Annotated in this window: 25 protein-coding genes; 15 read left to right on the top strand and 10 right to left on the bottom strand. The window is 63.7% G+C overall.

Annotation, left to right across the window (positions count from 1 at the left end):
- Positions 1–16: 16 nt before the first annotated feature.
- The 11 genes from hisC to tatC all read left to right on the top strand — a co-directional run bounded on the left by hisC (position 17) and on the right by tatC (position 7270).
- The gene (hisC, locus tag AC1ZQA_RS12175) at positions 17–1105 is read left to right on the top strand and encodes a histidinol-phosphate transaminase (protein ID WP_482677134.1); all 1089 of its coding nucleotides are present in this window, start codon (positions 17–19) and stop codon (positions 1103–1105) included.
- A 41-nt stretch (positions 1106–1146) separates the two neighbouring features.
- Complete coding sequence (gene hisB / locus AC1ZQA_RS12170) at positions 1147–1734, top strand: imidazoleglycerol-phosphate dehydratase HisB (protein WP_482677133.1); 588 nt, start codon at positions 1147–1149, stop codon at positions 1732–1734.
- Positions 1735–1760: 26 nt separating this feature from the next.
- The gene (hisH, locus tag AC1ZQA_RS12165) at positions 1761–2420 is read left to right on the top strand and encodes an imidazole glycerol phosphate synthase subunit HisH (protein ID WP_482677132.1); all 660 of its coding nucleotides are present in this window, start codon (positions 1761–1763) and stop codon (positions 2418–2420) included.
- Between the two features lie 61 nt (positions 2421–2481).
- Positions 2482–3216 carry a 1-(5-phosphoribosyl)-5-[(5-phosphoribosylamino)methylideneamino]imidazole-4-carboxamide isomerase gene (gene hisA / locus AC1ZQA_RS12160; protein ID WP_482677131.1) on the top strand — a complete coding sequence of 245 codons (735 nt, stop codon included), beginning with the start codon at positions 2482–2484 and terminating at the stop codon, positions 3214–3216.
- A 7-nt stretch (positions 3217–3223) separates the two neighbouring features.
- Positions 3224–3997, top strand: a complete 774-nt coding sequence (gene hisF, locus AC1ZQA_RS12155) for an imidazole glycerol phosphate synthase subunit HisF (RefSeq protein ID WP_482677130.1) — start codon at positions 3224–3226, stop codon at positions 3995–3997.
- A gap of 59 nt (positions 3998–4056) precedes the next feature.
- The gene (gene hisIE / locus AC1ZQA_RS12150; protein WP_482679327.1) at positions 4057–4806 is read left to right on the top strand and encodes a bifunctional phosphoribosyl-AMP cyclohydrolase/phosphoribosyl-ATP diphosphatase HisIE; all 750 of its coding nucleotides are present in this window, start codon (positions 4057–4059) and stop codon (positions 4804–4806) included.
- A 9-nt stretch (positions 4807–4815) separates the two neighbouring features.
- On the top strand, positions 4816–5184 hold the full coding sequence (locus AC1ZQA_RS12145) for a DUF4870 family protein (protein WP_482677129.1): 369 nt from the start codon (positions 4816–4818) through the stop codon (positions 5182–5184).
- 16 nt (positions 5185–5200) lie between these two features.
- Entirely contained in the window at positions 5201–5551 is a 351-nt protein-coding gene (locus AC1ZQA_RS12140) for a histidine triad nucleotide-binding protein (protein WP_482677128.1), read from the top strand.
- 22 nt (positions 5552–5573) lie between these two features.
- Positions 5574–5816, top strand: coding sequence for a Sec-independent protein translocase subunit TatA (gene tatA / locus AC1ZQA_RS12135; RefSeq protein ID WP_482677127.1), 243 nt, complete (start codon positions 5574–5576; stop codon positions 5814–5816).
- A gap of 95 nt (positions 5817–5911) precedes the next feature.
- Positions 5912–6400 carry a Sec-independent protein translocase protein TatB gene (gene tatB / locus AC1ZQA_RS12130; protein WP_482677126.1) on the top strand — a complete coding sequence of 163 codons (489 nt, stop codon included), beginning with the start codon at positions 5912–5914 and terminating at the stop codon, positions 6398–6400.
- Positions 6401–6466: 66 nt separating this feature from the next.
- On the top strand, positions 6467–7270 hold the full coding sequence (gene tatC, locus AC1ZQA_RS12125) for a twin-arginine translocase subunit TatC (protein ID WP_482677125.1): 804 nt from the start codon (positions 6467–6469) through the stop codon (positions 7268–7270).
- Positions 7271–7282: 12 nt separating this feature from the next.
- On the opposite strand, the gene AC1ZQA_RS12120 is transcribed toward tatC, so the two are convergent.
- Positions 7283–8467 (bottom strand): S1C family serine protease, encoded by a 1185-nt coding sequence (locus tag AC1ZQA_RS12120; RefSeq protein ID WP_482677124.1) that lies wholly within the window; start codon positions 8465–8467, stop codon positions 7283–7285.
- Between the two features lie 63 nt (positions 8468–8530).
- Here AC1ZQA_RS12120 and AC1ZQA_RS12115 point away from each other — a divergent pair, with 63 nt between their 5' ends.
- Together AC1ZQA_RS12115 and pdxA are read left to right on the top strand one after the other, a co-directional pair.
- Positions 8531–9274 carry a Nif3-like dinuclear metal center hexameric protein gene (locus AC1ZQA_RS12115; protein ID WP_482677123.1) on the top strand — a complete coding sequence of 248 codons (744 nt, stop codon included), beginning with the start codon at positions 8531–8533 and terminating at the stop codon, positions 9272–9274.
- Positions 9243–10319, top strand: coding sequence for a 4-hydroxythreonine-4-phosphate dehydrogenase PdxA (pdxA, locus tag AC1ZQA_RS12110; RefSeq protein WP_482677122.1), 1077 nt, complete (start codon positions 9243–9245; stop codon positions 10317–10319). Before AC1ZQA_RS12115 ends, pdxA begins: the two co-directional genes overlap by 32 nt.
- On the opposite strand, the gene AC1ZQA_RS12105 is transcribed toward pdxA, so the two are convergent.
- The 7 genes from AC1ZQA_RS12105 to AC1ZQA_RS12075 all read right to left on the bottom strand — a co-directional run bounded on the left by AC1ZQA_RS12105 (position 10302) and on the right by AC1ZQA_RS12075 (position 16083).
- The gene (locus AC1ZQA_RS12105; protein ID WP_482677121.1) at positions 10302–10580 is read right to left on the bottom strand and encodes a DUF4404 family protein; all 279 of its coding nucleotides are present in this window, start codon (positions 10578–10580) and stop codon (positions 10302–10304) included. The two genes, pdxA and AC1ZQA_RS12105, sit on opposite strands and share 18 nt — an antisense overlap.
- A 66-nt stretch (positions 10581–10646) precedes the next feature.
- The gene (locus tag AC1ZQA_RS12100; RefSeq protein WP_482677120.1) at positions 10647–11513 is read right to left on the bottom strand and encodes an aldo/keto reductase; all 867 of its coding nucleotides are present in this window, start codon (positions 11511–11513) and stop codon (positions 10647–10649) included.
- Between the two features lie 22 nt (positions 11514–11535).
- On the bottom strand, positions 11536–13107 hold the full coding sequence (ubiB, locus tag AC1ZQA_RS12095) for a ubiquinone biosynthesis regulatory protein kinase UbiB (RefSeq protein WP_482677119.1): 1572 nt from the start codon (positions 13105–13107) through the stop codon (positions 11536–11538).
- A 7-nt stretch (positions 13108–13114) separates the two neighbouring features.
- Entirely contained in the window at positions 13115–13774 is a 660-nt protein-coding gene (locus AC1ZQA_RS12090) for a ubiquinone biosynthesis accessory factor UbiJ (protein ID WP_482677118.1), read from the bottom strand.
- A 142-nt stretch (positions 13775–13916) separates the two neighbouring features.
- Positions 13917–14819: a Tim44 domain-containing protein gene (locus tag AC1ZQA_RS12085; RefSeq protein ID WP_482677117.1), complete on the bottom strand. Its 903-nt coding sequence runs from the start codon at positions 14817–14819 to the stop codon at positions 13917–13919.
- Between the two features lie 86 nt (positions 14820–14905).
- Positions 14906–15655, bottom strand: a complete 750-nt coding sequence (gene ubiE / locus AC1ZQA_RS12080; RefSeq protein WP_482677116.1) for a bifunctional demethylmenaquinone methyltransferase/2-methoxy-6-polyprenyl-1,4-benzoquinol methylase UbiE — start codon at positions 15653–15655, stop codon at positions 14906–14908.
- An 8-nt stretch (positions 15656–15663) separates the two neighbouring features.
- Positions 15664–16083, bottom strand: a complete 420-nt coding sequence (locus AC1ZQA_RS12075) for a gamma-butyrobetaine hydroxylase family protein (protein ID WP_482677115.1) — start codon at positions 16081–16083, stop codon at positions 15664–15666.
- 567 nt (positions 16084–16650) lie between these two features.
- Between AC1ZQA_RS12075 and AC1ZQA_RS12070 the strand changes: the two genes are divergently transcribed.
- Positions 16651–17655: a tyrosine-type recombinase/integrase gene (locus AC1ZQA_RS12070; RefSeq protein ID WP_482679326.1), complete on the top strand. Its 1005-nt coding sequence runs from the start codon at positions 16651–16653 to the stop codon at positions 17653–17655.
- A gap of 187 nt (positions 17656–17842) precedes the next feature.
- On the top strand, positions 17843–18127 hold the full coding sequence (locus tag AC1ZQA_RS12065) for a helix-turn-helix domain-containing protein (protein WP_482677114.1): 285 nt from the start codon (positions 17843–17845) through the stop codon (positions 18125–18127).
- 100 nt (positions 18128–18227) lie between these two features.
- Here AC1ZQA_RS12065 and AC1ZQA_RS12060 read toward each other — a convergent pair whose 3' ends face one another.
- Together AC1ZQA_RS12060 and AC1ZQA_RS12055 are read right to left on the bottom strand one after the other, a co-directional pair.
- Positions 18228–18395 carry a hypothetical protein gene (locus tag AC1ZQA_RS12060; RefSeq protein ID WP_482677113.1) on the bottom strand — a complete coding sequence of 56 codons (168 nt, stop codon included), beginning with the start codon at positions 18393–18395 and terminating at the stop codon, positions 18228–18230.
- 1353 nt (positions 18396–19748) lie between these two features.
- Positions 19749–21206, bottom strand: coding sequence for an IS5 family transposase (locus AC1ZQA_RS12055; RefSeq protein ID WP_482677112.1), 1458 nt, complete (start codon positions 21204–21206; stop codon positions 19749–19751).
- Positions 21207–21416: the final 210 nt, after the last annotated feature.

Raw genomic sequence — 21416 nt, 5'->3', positions numbered from 1 at the left:
CGTGGAGGTCAGTCCAATGAGCCGCTACTGGAGTCGCATCGTCCACGAACTGACCCCGTATGTGCCGGGCGAGCAGCCCAAGATCGACGGGCTGATCAAGCTCAACACCAACGAGTGCCCGTACCCACCGAGCGACAGGGTGCTGCAGGCGATCGCGGCGCAGACCTCGGCCGATCTGCGGCTCTACCCCGACCCGCAGGCCAGCAGCCTGCGCGCGGCGATTGCGCGGTTTCACGGCCTGCGGCCAGAGCAGGTGTTCGTCGGCAACGGTTCGGACGAGGTGCTGGCGCACGCGTTCATGGCGCTGCTGCGGCACGACGCGCCGCTGCTGCATCCGGACATCTCCTACAGCTTCTACCCGGTCTATGCGCGGCTGTACGGCATCGCCACGCGCGACATCCCGCTGCGCGCCGATTTTTCCATCGCGGTCGACGATTACCTGCAGGCGGGCGGCAACGGCGGCATCATCTTCCCCAACCCCAACGCGCCCACCGGCATGGCGCTGCCGCTGGCCGAGGTGCAGCGGCTGCTCGCCGGCAATCCCGATTCGGTCGTCGTGGTCGATGAAGCCTATGTCGATTTCGGCGCGCAGACCGCAGCCAGCCTGATCGACCACCATCCGCAACTGCTGGTGATCCGCACCCTGTCCAAGGCCTGGGCGCTGGCCGGGCTGCGCGTGGGCTATGCGCTGGGCCACCCCGACCTGATCGAGGCGCTGGCCCGGGTGAAGGACAGCTTCAACTCCTACCCGCTCGACCGCCTGGCGCTTGCCGGCGCCGAGGCCGCGCTGGGCGACACCGATTGGTTGCAGCAGACGCGTGAGCGCATCATCCTCAGCCGCACGCAGCTCACCGCGGGGCTGCAGGCGCGCGGCTTCGAGGTGCTGCCGTCGCAGGCCAATTTCGTGTTCGCGCGTCACCCGGCGCATTCCGGCGCGCAGCTGGCCGCGCAGTTGCGCGAGCGCCGCATTCTGGTGCGGCAGTTCGCTCGTCCGCAGCGCATTGCTGACTTCCTGCGCATCACCATCGGTACGCCCGCGCAGTGCGATGCGCTGCTCGCCGCGCTCGACACCCTGATCGCGGCGCAGCCGCCCGCCGCGCGCTGACGTTACGATTGCGCCTGTTCACGCCGTTACCGCCCATCCTCATGCGCACTGCCCAGGTTTCCCGCAATACCGCCGAGACGCAGATCTCCGTGTCCATCAATCTTGACGGGACGGGCGTGTCCAGGCTGTCCACGGGTGTTGGATTTTTCGATCACATGCTCGACCAGATCGCGCGGCATGGCCTGATCGACCTCGACGTCCAGGCGAAGGGAGACCTGCACATCGACGCGCACCATACCGTGGAAGACGTGGGCATCACCCTCGGTCAGGCGCTGGCGCGCGCTGTCGGCGACAAGAAGGGCATCCGCCGCTATGGCCACGCCTATGTGCCGCTCGACGAGGCCCTGAGCCGCGTGGTCATCGACTTCTCCGGCCGCCCCGGGCTGATCTGGCATGTGCCGTTCACCCGCGCGATGATCGGCGAGTTCGATGTCGATCTGGCGCGCGAGTTCTTCCAGGGCCTGGTCAACCACGCCGCGATCACTGTGCATGTCGACAATCTGCGCGGTGACAATTCGCATCATCAGTGCGAGACCGTGTTCAAGGCCTTCGGCCGCGCGTTGCGTGCTGCCGCCGAACCCGACTCCCGCATGGGCGAGATGATTCCTTCCACCAAGGGTTCGCTGTAATTTTTTCTCCCGTCTGACCCGAACCGATGAAACGAGTTGCCGTTGTGGACTATGGCATGGGCAATCTGCGCTCGGTGTCGCAAGCCGTGGCGCACGTGGCCTCGGGGACCGATTTCGAGGTGGTCGTCACAGCCGACCCCGCCGTGGTGCGCGCCGCCGATCGTGTGGTGCTGCCGGGCCAGGGCGCCATGCCCGACTGCATGCGCGAACTGCGCGAGTCCGGCCTGCAGCAGGCCGTGCTCGAAGCTGCAGCAAGCAAGCCGCTGTTCGGTGTCTGTGTGGGCATGCAGATGCTGCTCGATCACAGCACCGAAGGCCATGTGGACGGCCTCGGGCTGATTCCCGGCCAGGTGCAGCGTTTTGAACTGCAAGGCCAGACACAGCCCGACGGCAGCCGCTACAAGGTGCCGCACATGGGCTGGAATGCCGTCTGGCAAGGGCGCAGCGCGGGCGGCGCGGTGCATCCGATCTGGGCGCATGTGCCCGACGGCGCGGCGTTCTATTTCGTCCACAGTTATTACGCCGCGCCGCTGCACGGCGGCCACAGCGCGGGCGAAGCCGAGTATGGCGTGCGTTTTGCCAGCGCCGTGGCGCGCGACAATCTGTTTGCCACCCAGTTCCACCCGGAAAAAAGCGCCGACGCCGGTTTGATGCTGTATCGCAACTTCCTGCACTGGTCGCCCTGAGGGCGCTGTGCCCCGCTTCTTCCTTCGAGACTCTTTTCTCTTTTTTCTCTGCCCTGACATCATGCTGCTCATTCCGGCAATCGACCTCAAGGACGGCCAGTGCGTTCGCCTCGAACAAGGTGAAATGCAAGGCGCGACGGTGTTCTCCAAAGATCCCGCAGCCATGGCGCGGCACTGGATCGATCAGGGGGCCGAGCGCCTGCATCTGGTCGATCTCAACGGCGCGTTTGCTGGCAAGCCGCGCAATGCCGAAGCCATTGCCTCCATCCTCGAGGAAGTCGGCGAAGAAATCCCGGTGCAGCTCGGCGGCGGCATTCGCGATCTGGACACCATCGAACGCTACCTCGACGAGGGCCTGAGCTATGTCATCATCGGCACCGCAGCGGTGAAAAGCCCCGGCTTCCTGCGTGACGCCTGCAGCGCCTTCGGCGGTCACATCCTCGTCGGCCTCGACGCCCGCGACGGCAAGGTGGCGACCGATGGCTGGAGCAAGCTCACCGGCCATGAAGTCGTCGACTTGGCACGCAAGTTCCAGGACTACGGCATCGAAGGCGTGATCTACACCGACATCGGCCGCGACGGCATGCTCACCGGCATCAATATCGAGGCCACGGTGCGGCTGGCCGAAGCGCTCGACGTGCCGGTGATCGCCTCCGGGGGGCTGTCGGGCATGTCCGACATCGAAAAGCTCTGCGAGGTCGAAAGCAGCGGGGTCGAAGGGGTGATCTGCGGTCGCTCGATCTACACCGGCGCGCTCGACTTCGCCGCGGCGCAGCGCTTTGTCACCAGCCGCTAGGCCGCGCATGCTGTTCAAGCGCATCATTCCCTGTCTCGACGTCAGCGGTGGCCGCGTGGTCAAGGGCGTCAACTTCGTCGGCCTGCGCGATGCGGGTGACCCGGTGGAAATCGCCGCGCGCTACAACGCGCAAGGTGCCGACGAACTCACCTTTCTCGACATCACGGCCACCAGCGACGACCGCGATCTGCTGCTGCACCAGATCGAGGCAGTGGCCTCGCAGGTGTTCATTCCACTGACTGTGGGCGGTGGCGTGCGCACCGTGGACGATGTGCGCCGCCTGCTCAACGCCGGGGCGGACAAGGTCAGCTTCAACTCCGCCGCTGTGGCCAATCCGCAAGTCATTGCCGATGCCTCGGCCAAGTATGGCGCGCAGTGCATTGTCGTGGCCATCGACGCCAAGCGCCGCCCCGAAGGCCATGGCTGGGAGGTCTACACCCACGGCGGCCGCAAGGCCACCGGGCTGGATGCGGTGCAATGGGCCGTCGACATGGTGCAGGCCGGCGCCGGCGAAATCCTGCTCACCAGCATGGACCGCGACGGCACCAAGGTCGGCTTCGATCTGGCGCTCACCCGCGCGGTGTCCGACGCGGTGAGTGTGCCCGTCATCGCCTCGGGCGGGGTCGGCAACCTCGAACATCTGGCCGCGGGATTTCTCGAAGGCCATGCCGACGCCGTGCTCGCCGCCAGCATCTTTCACTACGGCGAATACACCGTGGGGCAGGCCAAGCAGCATCTGGCCGCACGCGGCATCGCCATGCGCCCCGACCTGTCGCTTTGAGCATCCTGCGGGATCTGCTTGGTCTGGGCAAGCGCGCAGCACCCAGCCCGCAGACTAAACTGCACTCCATGAACTGGCTCGATCAAGTGAAGTGGGACGCGCGCGGCCTCGTCCCCGCCATTGCGCAGGATGTGCGCACCGGCCGCGTGCTCATGTTTGCCTGGATGAACCGCGAGGCGCTGGAACAGACGCACAAGCGCGGCGAAGCCGTGTATTGGTCGCGTTCGCGCCACAAGCTGTGGCACAAGGGAGAAGAATCCGGCCATGTGCAGACCGTGCGCGACATCCGCCTCGACTGTGATGGCGATGTGGTGCTGCTGCAGGTGGAGCAGGCCGGTGGCATTGCCTGCCATACCGGGCGGGAGTCCTGCTTTTTCAGCAGCCTCGATCACGACCGCTGGACCGTTGCCGATCCCGTGCTGAAAGACCCGGCGCAGATCTACGACCAGACACACACGCAAGCCGCATCGACCGAGCAGCCCGATTCCGGCGCAGCGCTGGAGAGAATCTACGCCACCATCGCCAGCCGCCGCTGGGCAGATCCGAACCAGTCGTACGTGGCGCGGCTGTTCCACAAGGGCGAGGACGCCATCCTGAAAAAAATCGGGGAAGAGGCCACGGAACTGGTCATGGCCGCCAAGGATGGGAATGCGGAAAAAATCCTCTACGAAACAGCCGATCTGTGGTTCCACAGCCTGGTCGCGCTGGCACAGCATGGTCTGACACCACGGCAGGTGCTTGCCGAACTTGAGCGCCGCGAGGGCCGCTCGGGTCTGGCCGAATTTGCTGCGCGACCCGGCAATTCCTGAGAATCAGCCATGAGCGACCCGCAAAACATCATCGATCCGGCCAGTCCGCAGGACATGGAGAGCCTCAAGACCATCGCCCTGGCGGTCTATGTGTTGCAGGCGCTGAGTTTTTTCTGGGGCATCACTGCAGTCATCGGCGTGATCATCGACTATGTGAAACTCGAAGACGCGCGCGGCACCTGGGTGGAAAACCATCTGCGCTGGCAAATCCGCACTTTCTGGTGGGCGCTGATCTGGTCGGTGCTCGGCTTTGCGCTCATCTGGGTGTTCGGGCTGGGTTTTCTGGTGCTGGCCGTGGTGTATTTCTGGACCATTTATCGTGTGGTCAAGGGCTGGCTCAAGCTCACCGAGCGCAAAATGGTCCTGCCAACCCTGTAAAGCCTCGATCATCGCCATGACAGATTCCAACTGCATCTTCTGCAAAATTGCTGCCGGGCAGCTACCGGCAAAACTGCTGTACCAGGACGAGGACGTGATCGCCTTCCACGACATCCACCCTGCCGCACCTGTGCACTTTTTGATCATTCCCCGACTGCATCTATCGTCTTTATTCGATGTGGGTACTGAGCACACTGCCTTACTCGGTAAAATGATGCAGCTTGTACCCCGACTGGCACGTGAGCAGGGATGTGAAGAGGGCTTTCGCACCGTCATCAACACGGGTCAGAATGGAGGGCAGGAAGTGTTTCACCTGCACTTGCACGTCATGGGCGGCCCCCGTCCGTGGAAAAAACAGGCCCCTTAATTTTGCGGCGAAGGAGTAGATCATGGGCTCATTGAGCATTTGGCACTGGCTGATCGTGCTGGTCATTGTGATGATGGTGTTTGGCACCAAGAAACTGAAGAACATGGGCTCCGACCTCGGTTCCGCGGTCAAGGGCTTCAAGGACGGCATGCGCGACGCCAGTGCGGATGACAAACCGGCCGAGGCGGACAAGCAACTCGCTGCCGAAACCAGCGCCAAAAAGGAAACCATCGACGTCCAGGCCAAAGAGAAGTCGTCCACCTGATCGCCACATCGACCTGCTGGCCGGCAGCAATGCCGGCTTTTTGTTCCTGCAGACCGCTTGTGCACGCATTGCGTTTCCTTCTCAACTGACTGCCCATGTTTGACATCGGAATGTCCGAAATCGGCCTGATCGGCGTGGTTGCGCTGGTCGTGCTCGGGCCGGAGAAACTGCCGCGTGTGGCCCGCACCGCCGGCAATCTGCTGGGACGCGCGCAGCGCTATCTGGCAGATGTGAAGGCCGAGGTCAATCGCCAGATCGACCTGGAAGAACTGCGCAATGTGAAGTCGTCTCTGGAGACCGCTGCGCAGGACATGAAAAAATCCGTGACCGAGAACGTCGCAGAAGTGCAGGGCAGCTTTGACGATGCATGGAAAGAAGCCACGAGTGGCCTCACCAGCGGGACCGAGCCGTCGATCTCCGATGGTTTCTCCGCGCCCAGCCTGCCCAGTCCGGACTACCCGTCCAAGAAGCGCAAGAAGCTCTCGGGCAATACGGTTCCGCAGTGGTACCGCCGACAGGCACGTGTGCGCACGCAGGCGCTGTCGGGCGCAGCGCGCATGGCGCGCTACCGTGTCAAGCGCTGATGCGGTGTTGTCGCGGCGGCGTGTTTCGCGTGTTCCAACCCATTTTTGTTAGCGAGTGCATCGCCCGTGTCTGATTCCAAAAAAACAGTGACACCGGACAGCCCCGAGGCCGAACAGCCGTTCATCTCGCATCTGATCGAACTGCGCAACCGGCTCATCCGTGCCATCGCCGCGGTGGGAGTGGTGTTCATCGTGCTGTCGATCTACCCAGGGCCGTCCGGCTTGTTCGATCTGCTGTCGCACCCGCTCATCGCCCATCTTCCGAAGGGCTCGACGATGATTGCCATCGGGGTGATCTCGCCGTTTGTCGTCCCCATCAAGGTGACCTTGCTGGTGGCCTTCATGATTGCCTTGCCCGCCGTGCTCTATCAGGTGTGGGCCTTTGTGGCACCCGGCCTTTACACCCACGAGAAGCGACTGGTCATGCCGCTGATCATCAGCAGCACGCTGCTGTTCTACATGGGTGTGGCGTTCTGCTATTTCTTTGTCTTTGGGCGCTTGTTCACCTTCATTCAGGGTTTTGCTCCCAAGGTGATCACAGCGGCGCCAGACATCGAGGCTTACCTGAGCTTCATGCTGACCATGTTCATGGCGTTCGGCACGGCTTTTGAAGTCCCGGTGGTGCTGATGGTGCTGGTGCGCTTCGGTCTGGTGACGGTCGAGCAGCTCAAGTCCTGGCGCAGCTACTTCATTGTGGTGGCCTTCATCGTGGCGGCCATCGTCACACCGCCAGATGTGGTCTCGCAGACTTCGCTTGCGCTCTCGATGATTCTGCTGTTCGAAGTGGGCATTCTGGCAGCAAAGTATCTGGTGAAGTATTCGGCCCCTCCGTCCGACGAAGAAAAGGACGCGCAGTCCACCGCTTCCTGAGGCTTGCGCCGTTTACGGTAGCACGCCGTCGCTGTCCTCTGCCGATGGAGCCTGGCTCAGGTTTTGCGGACGCGTGCCGATGCGGACCACCACGGTTTGCGGCTTGCCATCGCGCAGCACCTGAATCGCCGTCTGACTGCCGGGCTTGAGCGCGGCCACCGCGTTGAGCAGTTGCCCGGTGTTCTCCACGGGCTTGCCCGCGACATCCAGCACCACGTCGCCCGGCTTGACGCCGGCCTGATCCGCCGGGCCCTGGCGCAGCACTCCGATGATGACCACGCCTTCCGGACGCGGCAGGTTCAGGCTGCGGGCGAGCTGGTCGGTCACGTCCTGTGGCTCCACGCCGATCCATCCCCGTACGACTTGTCCAGTCGTGATGAGCTGTTGCATCACGTTGCGCGCGGTGGAGACTGGCACGGCAAAGCCGATGCCCAGCGAGCCGCCGCTGCGCGAAAAGATGGCCGTGTTGATGCCGATGAGGTTGCCATTGGCATCGACCAGTGCGCCACCCGAGTTGCCCGGATTGATGGCGGCGTCGGTCTGGATGAAATTCTCGAAGGTATTGATGCCAAGCTGCGTGCGGCCCAGGGCGCTGATGATGCCCTGTGTCACCGTCTGGCCCACCCCGAAGGGATAGCCGATGGCCAGCACCACATCGCCCACGCGGGCTGTCGCATCATTGCCGAAGGTGATGACGGGAAGCGCGTCCAGCTGGATGCGCAACACGGCCAAATCAGTGTCGGGGTCGCGTCCCACCAGCCTGGCCTTGGCTTCGCGACCATCGGCCAGCGTGACTTCGATCTGATCGGCGCCTTCAACGACGTGGTTGTTGGTGAGGATGTAGCCGTCCGGGCTGACGATCACGCCAGAACCCAGTCCCACCGTGGGTTGGCGATTGCCCTGAAACTGGCGCCGCCACGGGTCCAGCCCCGGCACGCGGCGCGGCGTCTTGGATGTGGTGATGGACACCACTGCGGGCATGGCCTTGAGGGCAGCCGCACTGTAGCTGCCGGGTGCGGCCTGCAGCGGGGGGCTGGCAACTGGGGCGTCCTGCACGGTGACGACGGCGGGCTTGCCCACCGCCGAGGTTGCGGGGCCGCCAAAACGCACCCATTCCGGCTTGAGGGTCGAGACGACGAACAGCGCGGCGAGCGCAATCGTCGCAGTCTGAGAAAATAGCAGCCAGAGGCGTCGCATAGAGTGAGTGAGTCCAAAAGGAACTCGCTACATGGCGGCGCGTCTTCACACTTCAAGGCCACCATGCACAGAGAGCATTTGCAGGGCGAAATCGATGTGTTGCTCGATTGCGCACGATTTACCGATTATTGCCCAAACGGGTTGCAGGTCGAGGGCCGCGACGACATCCGGCGCATCGTCACGGGCGTGACGGCCAGTCTGGCGCTGATCGAGCGCGCCATTGCACTGCGGGCCGATGCCATCCTGGTGCATCACGGTTATTTCTGGCGCGGGGAAGACCCACGGGTCATCCGCCAGAAGCGCAAGCGTCTGGGCTTGCTGCTGGCGGCGGACATCAATCTGTTCGCCTATCACCTGCCGCTCGATGGGCATTGCGAACTGGGCAACAACGTCATGCTCGCCAAGCGGCTGGGCTGGTCTGTTCAGGGGCGTTTTGGCAAGCAGCAGCTGGGCTGCCTGGGCCATGCGCCGCAGTTGACCGTGGGTGACATGGCGCATGCCATCACGCGCGACCTGGGGCGCGCTCCCCTGGTCGTTGGCGATCCAGGTACTGCAGTCGGCACGCTGGCCTGGTGCACCGGCGGCGCGCAGGACTGGATCGAGGACGCCTGGGCGGCGGGTGCGCGAACCTTCGTCAGCGGCGAGATTTCCGAGCCCACGGCGCACTTTGCGCGCGAAATGGGCATCACCTATCTGGCGTGCGGCCACCACGCCACCGAGCGCGACGGCATTCGCGCGCTGGGCGATCATCTGGCCGCACACTATGGACTCGAGCATGTCTTCGTCGATCTCGACAACCCGGCCTGAGCGCCGCGGTGATCTTCCCGTTGCCCTCACCCTGGGCGATGCCTGTGGCATCGGCCCCGAGACCATCGTGCGTGCGTTTGCGCGCGGCGAGGCGGCGGGCTGCGTGGTCTATGGAGACGCGGCCTGGCTGGCGCGTACGGCGCGGGCCATGCGGTTCACGCCGCAAAGCGGCAGCCCGGTGATTGCGGAACTCGACACGCTGGCCCAGTGGCGTGATGTGCCCGAAGGGGCCATTCCCGTGCTTCCGGTTGTGCAACTGCCGGATGATCTGCCCCTGGGGCAAGTCGACGCACGCGCAGGCGCGGCGGCGTTCGCCTGCATCGAGGCCGCCGCGAAGGACGCCATCGCGGGACGTGTGGCCGCAGTCGTGACCGCACCGATCCACAAGGCCGCGCTCCATGCTGCGGGGGTGGACTTTCCAGGCCACACCGAAATCCTGCAGCACATCGCAGGCGGCGCGCCCGTGCGCATGATGTTGGCCAACGCCCAGCTCAGAACCGTGCTGGTGACGGTCCACATGGCATTGCGTCAGGCCATCGACGCCGTGACCACCGAGGCCGTGCTGCAGACCTTGCGCATTGCGCATCGGGCTGCAAATGCATGGGGGATGGAAAGGCCGCGCATCGCCGTGGCCGGGCTCAATCCCCACGCGGGTGAAGACGGGCTGTTCGGGGATGAGGAGGCACGCATCATTGCCCCGGCCATTGCACAGGCGCGACTCGAAGGCATCGATGCCACCGGCCCTTACCCCCCCGACACCGTGTTCATGCGCGCCCGCCATGACCCGCCTGCACATCCGGGGGCGTTCGACATCGTGGTGGCCATGTACCACGATCAGGGCTTGATTCCCGTGAAATATCTGGGGGTGGAGCAGGGCGTGAATGTGACCTTGGGCCTGCCCTTCGTGCGCACCAGCCCGGATCACGGCACGGCGTTCGACATCGCGGGCAAGGATCAGGCCGATCCGACCAGCCTGATTGCCGCCATCCGCATGGCGCGGCAGTTGGTTGGGGTGCCCCAGAGAAACTTACAGGCCGACGCCTAGCAGCAGGCTGCGCAGCTCGCGCAGGGCCAGGTCGATGTTGGGATGCTCGGCGGCAAAGCGGGTGGCCAGGGCTTGCGCCTGTTCGGCAAGATCGGTCGATTCAGACGCTGTGGCCGTCTCGCTGTGCTTGTGGTCCAGCGCGGTCTGGATGTCCTGATCCAGGGTTTGCAGCAGGCTCTTGAGCTCGGGGTCGAGCTGGGGCTGAGACTGCAGCACCGTGTGCAGGCGTTGCAGGGTGTCGCGAATTTGAGTATCAGACATGGTGAGGTGACAGGCGGGTGACAAAAGCATTGTGCCGATGCCCAGTGGGCGCGGCAAGTGCGTGGATCAAATCATGGCAAGACTGCGCTTGCGCCGTGGCGGGGGAAATGCGGCGTCGAGCAGGCTCAGATCCTCCACGCCGAGTTGCAGCTGCGTGGCAGCCAGATTGTCCCGCAGATGGGCGCTGCGCACGGCCTTGGGAATGGCGATGACCTCGGGCTGGCGCAGCACCCAGGCCAGCGCCACTTGCGCTGCGCTTACACCCAGCCTCTGGGCGATTGCCAGCACTGCGGCATGATCGCTGAGCGCGCCTTGGTCGATGGGGCTGTAGGCCATCAGAGGCAGGCGCCGCTTCGCCTGCCAGGGCAGCAGATCGAACTCGATGCCGCGCGCGCTCAGGCTGTAATACACCTGATTTGCGGCACAGTGCGAACCGCCAGGAAGAGCGGCGAGTTCTTCCATGTCGTCGACGTCAAAATTGCTGACACCCCAGTGGCGGATCAGGCCGCGTGCCTGCAGCGTTGCAAACCCGTCGAGCGTTTGCGCCAGCGGAAATTCGCCGCGCCAGTGCAGCAGATACAGGTCGATGGACTCCAGCTTCAAGCGGCGCAGGCTGCGCTCGCAGGCGTCGATCACGCCCTGGGTGGAGGCATGGTGTGGATAGACCTTGCTGACCACGGTGAGGTCCTCGCGGCGAGCCTCGCCCGCGGCGAAGGCCTGCTGCAGCGCGGTGCCCAGCATGGTTTCCGCGCCACCCTCACCGTACATCTCGGCCGTGTCGATCAGCCTGTAACCCAGGCGCAGCGCGTCGCGCACGGCGAGGATTTCCGCCTCACGCTGGTCGGCGCGTTCACCCATGCGCCAGGTGCCCAGGCCGAGGGCAGGAATGGGGGTGCCATCCGGCAATGTGCGCAGCAGGGCGGCAGTGGTCATGGTTCAGCGTGTTGCAGACGTTTCAGAAAAACCAGCGCAGCCAGCGGCTGTCCACGGCGCCCAGCAACAGCACCGCAAGGATGAAGCCAACGACAAACGCCATCAGGATTTGCAGGAGCTGATTGGTGCGTCGCTGCTCCTGCAGCAATTCGCGCAGCAGCGGGTCATCCCGCTTTTCATGTGCCTGCAGCGCCTGATGCAGCAAGCGCGGGATTTCCGGCAAATACTGTGCGTAGCGGGTCGATTCGTTCTTGAGCTTGTCGCGGAACGCGGGCCAGCCCACCTGGCTTTTCATCCACTTCTCCAAGAAGGGCTGGGCGGTGGTCCAGAGGTCGAGCTCCGGGTCGAGCTCACGACCCAGACCTTCGATGTTGAGCAGGGTTTTTTGCAGCAGCACGAGCTGGGGCTGGATTTCCACCTTGAAGCGGCGCGACACCTGGAACAGCCGCATCAGCACCTGGCCGAGCGAGATGTCCTTCAGCGGCCGCGCAAACTGTGGCTCGCACACACTGCGCACCGCGGCCTCGAGTTCGTCGATGCGCACGTCCGCCGGTACCCAGCCCGACTCGACGTGCAGCTCGGCCACGCGCTTGTAGTCGCGGCGGAAGAACGCAATGAAGTTCTGCGCCAGATAGTCCTTGTCGAAGTCGGACAGGGTGCCGACGATGCCGAAATCCAGCGCGATGTAGCGGCCGAAGGTCTCGGGCTGCAGGCTGACCATGATGTTGCCGGGGTGCATGTCGGCATGAAAGAACCCATCGCGGAACACCTGGGTGAAAAAAATATCCACCCCGGCCTTGGCCAGTTGCTTGAAGTCGACGCCGGCAGCGCGCAGCGCGTCGATGCGGCCGATCGGCACGCCATACATGCGCTGCATCACAATCACTTCACTGCGGCACAGCTCCCAGTGCATTTCGGGGATCAGGATCAGATCGAGTGACGCCATGTTGCGGCGCAGTTGCGCGCCATTCGCAGCCTCGCGCACCAGGTCGAGTTCGTCGTGCAGATAGTTGTCGAACTCGGCGACGACTTCGCGCGGCTTGAGGCGTCTGCCTTCGCTCCACAGCCTGTCCACCAGCGCCGCCATGGTGTGCATCAGTGCCAGGTCTTCTTCGATGACCTTGTGCATGCCGGGGCGCAGCACCTTGACGGCCACCTCGGCGCCACCCTGAGAAGCGGGCAGAGTGGCGAAATGCACTTGCGCAATGGAGGCGCTGGCCACCGGCTTGCGCTCGAACGTGGCGAACAGCACCCCGATCGGCTTGCCAAATGCGCGTTCGATGATGGCGACGGCCGTGTCGGAGTCGAACGGCGGGACGCGGTCCTGCAACTTGGCAAGTTCGTCGGCAATGTCCGGAGGCAACAGGTCGCGGCGCGTGGATAGCACCTGACCGAATTTGACGAAGATCGGGCCCAGGCTTTCCAGGGCCAGACGCAGGCGCTCGCCACGCGGAATGGTCAGCGACCGACCCAGGGTGAGCACGCGACTGAGACGACGCAGCCAGGGGTGACGGAAGCCGGAGAGGGCAATTTCATCCAGACCGTAGCGCAGGATGACGGAAAAAATCTTGAACAGTCGGAGCAAGCGTCGCATTGGGCGGTCAGCGTCTGTCGGCGCCAATTTGCTTGCGCAGCAGGGCGATGCGCTTTTCCAGCCGGGCTGTGCGATCGCGCAGGTCGCGCACCGCGTCCTGCTGCTGCGTCAGTTCGCTGCGGCTGACCAATGCCCGCGGACGGGTGGCGAACCAGTCGCGCGCGCGGGCATGACCGCGCTCCCACGCCTGTCTGCCTTGGGTGGCGGCTGCTCGTCCCGCTTGCGCAAGACGGTGTGCGGGAATGTCACCGATGAGCTGCGCCAGATCATCCTCCGCATCCCAGCGCACATGCGCCATCAGCCAGGAAAGGGTCTGGGCCAGTTCGGCGTCGCCACGCACGCGCGCCCCGCTCAAACTCAGCGGTGCACGCCTGGCGAGCGCGTCGCGCAGGGCGTCCATGTCCAGGGTGATGTGCAGGTGGGCATCGTCTGTGGCCATTGCGCCGTCCTGCGGGGTGCGCAGCAGGCCGTCCGGGCCGATTTCAAACGGCAGATCCATGCCAAGGGCGCTGAAAACCAGCGTCTTGCCGGCGTGCGCTCGCAACCTGCCCTGCGCGTGTGGATCGGTGGTGAGCAGATGGTTGATCGCAGGTGAAACAAGGGACTGGAGCCGACGGACGATCGACGTGTCCGTGGGAATCAGTTGCTGTAAGTCGGGAATGTGCATGGGCGGATTCGTTGGCAAGCGCATTCTAGGAGTCGGCACCTGGAAGAATGCGACGCAGCGCAAAAGGCCCACGACAAGTGACTGACGAAAAACGCCGCAGTGCTTGCGCAACTGCGGCGTTCCTGCGGCGAATCCTTGATGGTCAGTTCAGTTGCTGGATGCCTGCAAGCTGCCAGCCACTGGACCCATCGCGCGGCTTGACCAGGTTCCAGGCTTCGCGCACCGGGCTGGCGCCGCCCCAGGTCTCTTCACGCACCAGACCAGAGAACTCCACGCTGGCCACATACTCGGTCGGGGTTTCTTCCAGATCGAGCAGCGTGGCATCGAGGGTGACGATCTCCGTCTTGTTGGGCGCCATGCCGCGCTGCTGCAGTTCGGCGGACAGCGCCTCGAACATTTCGCTGGTGGTGAATGTCTTCAGACTGTTCAGATCGGCTGCGTCCCAGGCCTGTTGCAGGCGGATGTAATGCTGCTTGGCGCTCGCCAGAAAGCCATCCCGATCGAAATCGGCCGGAACGCGCGGCGCGCCAGCGGCCTGCGATGCGGCAGTGGGTGACCATTGCGCAGGCATGTGGGTTTCGACACCCAGTGGTGCCTGTGCGTAACCTTGCGAGGGGCCGCCTGCATACTGCATGGGCGACGACGTCTTGGTCGCAGACTTGCGACGCAGGAGATTGAAAACCCAGAAGGCGGCCAGCGCGAGCAGTCCGATCATCAGCGCGGAGCTGAGAAAGGAACCCAGCGCCCCGCCAAATCCCAGTGCATGGAACAACGCAGCCAGACCAAGGCCAGCCGCCAGACCGCCCAGGATGCCACCCCAGCGACTGGGTTGCTTGGCTGCCGGTGTGGCTGCGGCCTGCTGGCGCGTGGATGCTGGCGTGGCCTGCTGGGGAGGTGCCGCTTCGCGCTGTGTCACCGCGTTGCTCTGGCGGCCCATGCTCTTGCCGCCGCCCATGCGTTTGGCGTGTGCATCCATCGCACCCAGAGCGAGCGTCAGCATCAGGCCGAAAGCAAGAACACTGCGGAGCAAACCAGTTGTTTTCATGCGAAGTCCAGAGAGTGGAATGAAGGTGACATTTTGTTACCTTTCGGATGGAAAAGTTCAACCCATGTGTTTTGCGTTGCGTCAGATCAAAATTTTTGCCCGACATGCAGCGCGACGACGCCTGCGGTCAGGTTGTGCCAGTCGACGTGGCCGAATCCGGCTTCGCGCATCATCGCCGCCAGCGTCTGTTGATCGGGGTGCATGCGGATGGACTCTGCAAGATACTGATAGCTCTGCGCATCTCCTGCAACCAGTTTGCCCAGACGGGGCAGGACCTGGAAGGAATAGAGGTCATAGGCACCTCGAAGCGGTTCCCAGGGCTTGGAAAACTCCAGGACCAGCAGCTTTGCGCCGGGCTTGAGCACACGCTGCATTTCGCGCAATGCGACGTCCTTGTGGGTCATGTTGCGCAAGCCGAAGGCCACGCTCACCAGATCGAACTCGGCATCTCGAAACGGCAGTTTCTCGGCGTCGCACAGCACGGTCGGCACCAGCACGCCGGAGTCGATGAGGCGGTCACGCCCAGCGCGCAGCATGGAGCCGTTGATGTCGCTCATCACCACCATGCCGGTGGGGCCCACCTTGCGGGCAAAGGCGCGCGACAGATCACCGGTGCCGGCAGCGACGTCGAGCACGCGATCACCGGGCCGAACTCCGGCGATGGCGACGGTGAACGCCTTCCAGACACGGTGCATGCCGACGCTCATCAGATCGTTCATCACGTCATAGCGCGGAGCGACGGAGTCGAACACGCCGCGAACACGGGCGGCCTTTTCTTCTTCGGCAACTTGTTGATAGCCGAAATGCGTACTGGTCGAGTGGCTGGTGTCGGACATGGGGGACTTCAGTGAGACGAACATTGATGCGCGCCGGACGCGGCAGCAGGCATGGGCGTGTCGCGATCTACCCCGGCAGCCTGAAGGCGGGCGATGTAATCCGACCAGAGCGCGTCCTGGTTCTGCCCGAGGAAGTGCAGGTAATCCCAGCCGTAGATTCCACTGTCGTGGCCATCAGAAAAGCTCGGCTGGATGGCATAGTTGCCGACTTGCATCACGCTGACAATGTCCACGTCGCGTTTGCCCGTTTGCAGCGTTTCCTGCCCAGGCCCATGTCCACGCACCTCGGCTGACGGTGAATACACGCGCAGCAATTCAAAGGGCAGCCGGTACTGCGTGCCGTCTGCATAGCTCAACTCGAGCACACGCGAGAGCTTGTGCAAAACAATGGACTGGGGCCAGTCGGTGCGCGGAACGGGAGAGGACATGCAGTCGGCGGATTTGAGGTTTGTTGCATTGTCTCTCACTCGCTACGGAATCACCATGCGCCCGGACAAGACAGAGCCATGCAAAGGAGGCACAAGGCCCAGGAGACGAAAGTCAGCGACCAAGGGCGAAAAAAACCAGGCGAAAAAAAACCCAGGTCGATGTCGACCTGGGTGAATTGCACACTCCCTGAAAGAGCCAGTAAAGGCTCGGACATGATTTGATACAAATTGAGACGAATTGTCCAGAAGATCTTTTAATCCGACTTGGTCGCACAGGATTGAACGAAGCGTGACACAGCTACACGCCCCGAGGTGAACGTCTGGACAAAGGTTCATGCTGTCGATGCATCGACGCACGGCTCAGGAAGGTTATGGTGAAGGTTATGGTGCCGACTATCCGAATCGAACGGATGACCTACCGCTTACAAGGCGAAAATAGAATCCTCTGTAACCCGCATGAATGCTTGATTCAGCTATTCTTTCCGCTCCTTTTGTGGGAATCTAGTGGGAATTGAGGGAGGAGCGATGGCGTATTTCGAGCAAAGAAAAGGAGGTTGGTTGGCGCAGGTGCGTCGCAAGGGCATGTCCACGATCAGCCGCACGTTTGACCTGAAAGCCGATGCAGAGGCTTGGGCGCGCGAGATCGAGCGGGAATTGCAACGCGGCAATCTGGCGGTTCTGCGCGATGACGCGGGCAAGACGACCATCGCAGAGGTCGCCGAGCGATACAGCGTGTCAGTGCTGCCTGCGCGCCGGTCACACAGCGCGAAAACATATCTGGGCGCTGTAGTCGAGCGCTTCGGCCCGCGCTTCCTGTCCAGCATCCGTCCGCTGGATGTGGCGGACTGGCGCGATGCGCTGCTGGCACAAGGCTATGCCGCTCAAACCGTGGTGCATTACATCAACACCCTTTCTGCATTGCTCGGCTTCGCGGAGAAGGAATTGGGCATTGCGCTGTCCGCAGGCAACCCCTGCCGGGGCGTGCGCAAGCCCACGCCAGCAAAGGGTCGGGATCGGCGGCTGCGTCCGGGCGAGCTGGACTATCTGCTGAGAGCTGCTGCGCAGGTGCGCGCGCGGGTGAGCGGCCTGCCGCAGATCATCACCCTTGCGGTTGAATCGAGCATGCGCCTGGGTGAGCTGCTCGGGCTGGAATGGGCGCGCATCGATCTGCAACGGCGCACGGCGCACCTGGTGGACACCAAGAACGGCGAGAGCCGCACGGTGGCGCTGTCGAGCGCTGCGGTGGCTGCGTTGCAAAGCCTGCCGCGCCGGATTGATGGCCGGGTGTTCGGCTGGGCTGCGGCTGATGGCTTCGAAAAGACCTGGACACGCTGCAAGGCCCGCGCCCGCGCCATGTATGAGGCCGACTGTTCGGCGCAAGGGGCAAAACCCGATCCGGCATTCCTGGCCGATTTGCGCTTTCACGATCTGCGCCATGAAGCCACATCCCGGCTCTTTGAGAAGGGGCTGGGCATCATGGAAGTGGCGAGCATGACGGGACACAAGAGCCTGTCCATGCTCAAGCGCTACACGCACATCGAGGCGGAGAAGTTGGCGCAGAAGTTGGGGTAACCATCCGCAGGCCCTACGTTCTGGCCCAGCATGCGCGCGATGCCTGGCGAAGCGTCAAATTCGTTAAGCGTGGGTGAACATGGCCATGCGTAGTCCGACCTGACCCGATATCGATACCATTGATCCCACGCTTGATATCGCCTTGCCCGTTCCTGCGCTTGACAGGGCGATTCCGAGGTTCTGGGTCGTGGCTGCACTCCCTCCGGGTGTTGCAAGGCGCAAGGTCCTGATCGTCAGCGCTGCCGCCTTCGGCGCTGTCATCCGCGCCGAGCGCGTGCGCCGGTCCATTCCACAGGACCAGTTCGCCCTGCGCGCCAACATCGACCGGTCGTATTACGGCAAACTCGAGCGCGGAGAGCGCCAGCCCTCCCTGGCACTGATTCTGCGGATATCCAAAGGCCTGGGTATCCCAGCCGCCACACTCCTGGCGCTGGTCGAGCAGCGCCTGCCTGCGGACACCAATGAACGATAAAGCCCCCGGCCGAAATCAACCGGGCGAAATCATCCGCGAACAATGAAGCCGGGCGAAATCAAGGCAACCGGTCGAAATGAAACATTCCCGTTCGCTCCGGTCACACCGGCATTGCCGTCCCACTGCGCGCGTTGGCCCTCACCTGGGTGGCGAGCGCGTCGCACACGCTGCCGATGCCTTCCATCGCACAACCGCACCAGGTCGTGCGGTCAATGCCCCCTTGATCGTCCGCCCTGGTGTCCATACGGCCCAGCGTGAATGCGGACATCCCGTGCTCGGCGTCCCGCCGTTGGGGAGGTGCCACCGGATCGCGGGGTCGCCACGGTGTTGTTCCGAACCGTTCAGAACGCCGAAGCACCTGCCGCGCCTTGCTGAACGGCTCCACGTGCGTGCCGTTCTTCCGGCGCGGTGTTTTGTCACCGCGCGCAGGACGGCCGGGTTGATCCGCGCCGTGTCCTCCCCAGGTGCTCAAGATTCTGATTGAAGGCCGTGAGCACCGCGTTCGGGTTTCCCGGGCGAATTCTTCAGGGGGTGCCGTTCAAGATGCCGCCCTGAGGGCTTGAGACGGGTCGCGACATGGTGGATGCGCAAAAGGGGATTTGTCTCGATCGTCTTCCGGTGCAACCGATTTGAATCTGGCACGCAGCATCCCCCGTTTCTTGCCGCCACCCCGTTGCGCGGATGGGCCACATGCGCAACCGGGTCACCGGGTCATCCGGGTTGGCACTGACACGGGCCCGGGGCTCCCGTGCGGAGGAAGGTGGTGCGCTTCGGTGGCGGACGCTCAGCGTGCTTTGTGGCGTGGAATTCTGCGTGAAGCAGAATTTTGCTCCGGTAATGGCGACGCAGCATGCGATGGCGACGCCCGGCTGCACGGCAGCCGGGGTGAAGGGAGACCGACGGAGAATCCTCCGACCAGGTTGGGCCGGAAAACGGGATCGCCAGAAGATCGGGGCGGCCGGAAAACGGCTTCGCCGAAAGGGCGTTCGGAGCGCGGGGGGCGGATCGCCCGGTGTCGGAAATCCGCATCATCCGCGCGGCAAAAGTCGAGGAATCCGGACACCGGGCGCGACGCGCGCACGCGGTCGTCAGGGGCGAAAATGTTGACATCTATTCCCGCCGGAGCGTCCAAAATGTCAACATCTATTCGGCCCGGGATGCCCAAAATGTCAACATCTATTCTTGCCGGAGGGCGAAAATGTTGACATCTATTCGCGCCGAAGCCCCTGCGGCGGATGTTGCGCGTGAGCAACCGGGGCACCCGGATGGGATTCGAAATCGGGCAGGGGTTCAGCGCGCGGAGGGGAGAATTTTGCGCTTCGGTGGCGTGTGATCTGCCGCGAAATGGATGGCGTGCGTTCGCTGCGCGAAGCAAAATTCGACCCGACGCGCGCCCGCGGTCGGGGATTCATTTCAGCAGGCCATACCCCTCATTTCGACCGCTTCATTTCGACCGGCGAAGCCTTCGGGAACCCAAGTTGCACTGGTAACTCCGGGGGGGTGTCTGCACATTATAATAATAATTAGTCGCCCCTGCAAAATTCGTTTTCCGTTCCCCAACCGGACGGAACGCCACCCCATGAGACAGCCGCGTCGGGATTGGGGCGGCGAGCCCACAGTCTCAGGCCAGTGCCCAAGCGGGGCAGCGGGCGGGCGGTGAGGCGCCCATCGCCCGCGCACCCCCCAGCGCCTGGCGCAGCAGGCGCAAAAAAACCGGGCCCAGGCCCAGACGGACGATGGCGCGCAGCAGCCATTTGATGTTGTAGCCCGCCGCGCAGCTCAGGGCGTGCAGCGCATCGCCCAGCGCCCCCTTGAGCCAGCAGCGATCCAGGCGGTGATCGGCCTTCAAGTGTCCGATGGCCGGCTCTACCGCCGAGCGGCGGCGCAGCCAGGTGCGCTGCTGTGCAGTCAGGCGCTTGAACTTGCCGCGGTGCAGGATGTGCCGGCCCGGGTTGTCGGCATCCACCCCGCGAAAGCCCAGATCGACGACGACATGTTGGATGGTCACGGCCCAGTCCTGCATCAGAATGGTGGCCTGTTCCAGTGCCGCATGCAGGATGTGGCCGTCATAGGGATTGCCGGGGAAGGTGCGCGCCCCCAGCATCAGCCCCTGCTGGTGCGAGACCACCACGGCCGTCTTCACCCCAAACTCGTAGGGCTTGCGCGCCTTGCCCTTGCCGATGCACTCCACCTCCGGGGCATGCAGGGCGTAGAGTTTGTTCTTGTCTTTGGGTTGCTGCGTGCGCACGGCTTCAGCCCGGGCCATCCACTCCTGGAGCGCAGCCAGCGCTTTGGGGGAAGACGGGACAAAGTCCGCCGCCTGAAGCGTGCGCTGCACCGCGCGCAGCACAATCCCCAGGATCGTGCGCTGGCGTTTGATCACGCGCTGCAGACGCCGCAATTGCTTGGCGTGGGCATAGCCTGCCGCCTTGAAGCGCAAGGCCTTGCCTTCCTTGGCGTAGGTCTGCTTGAGGGGGATGCCTGCTTGTTTGGCGCTGCGCACCACCTTGTGGCGGGCGATCTCCAGCAGGCGGCTGTCGGTGGGGTGGGCGATGGCCTTCTCCTGCACGGTGGTGTCGACGATCACCCGCTGCAGCTCCTGGGGCTGCACGGCGCGGGTGGCCACAGCCGTGTCGATGGTGGCCTTGAGGAGTTCTTCCAGGCCGTCTTCCCCCAAGGCGCGGCGAAACCTCCCGACCTGGGTCGCGTCGCACGGCAGGCGGTGTTCAAAGTACGCCTGGCCCGAGAAGAACTGCCACAGCACGTTCTCGCTCCAGCGCACGACCAGTTCCTCATCGCTGACGTTGAAGGTGTGCTTCAGATACAGCAGGCTGATCATCAGCCGCAGGGGCAGCCGTGGACGACCCGCAGCACTGGCGCCTGCACCCACAAGTGCCTGATTGGGGCCGAACAGGTCCATGCCTTCGACCACGGTGCCTGCGCGCACTTGGCGCGCAAACTTCTCGGCAATGGCCGCCTCCAGTTGCGCCCAGGGCAGTCGTGTGGCCAGCACCGCCAGCGGGTCGCCCAGGTTGATCATCGCGTCGATGCGGCTGCGGAAAAAGTCGGGCGTTGCCATCCAGAAATCCCTCAGAAAATCGCCTCCACCATAACGTTTCTCAAGGGATTCGGTGCACCGAAAAACACAACAAAGTGTGCATTCATGCGGGGTGCAGGGGTTTTGCAGGGGGGACTAATTAGTCGCCCCTGCAAAATTCGTTTTCCGTTCCCCAACCGGACGGAACGCCACCCCATGAGACAGCCGCGTCGGGATTGGGGCGGCGAGCCC

This window comes from Thiomonas sp. DCM-2, assembly GCF_056820905.1.
This window is presented reverse-complemented; position numbering and strand designations above follow the sequence as displayed.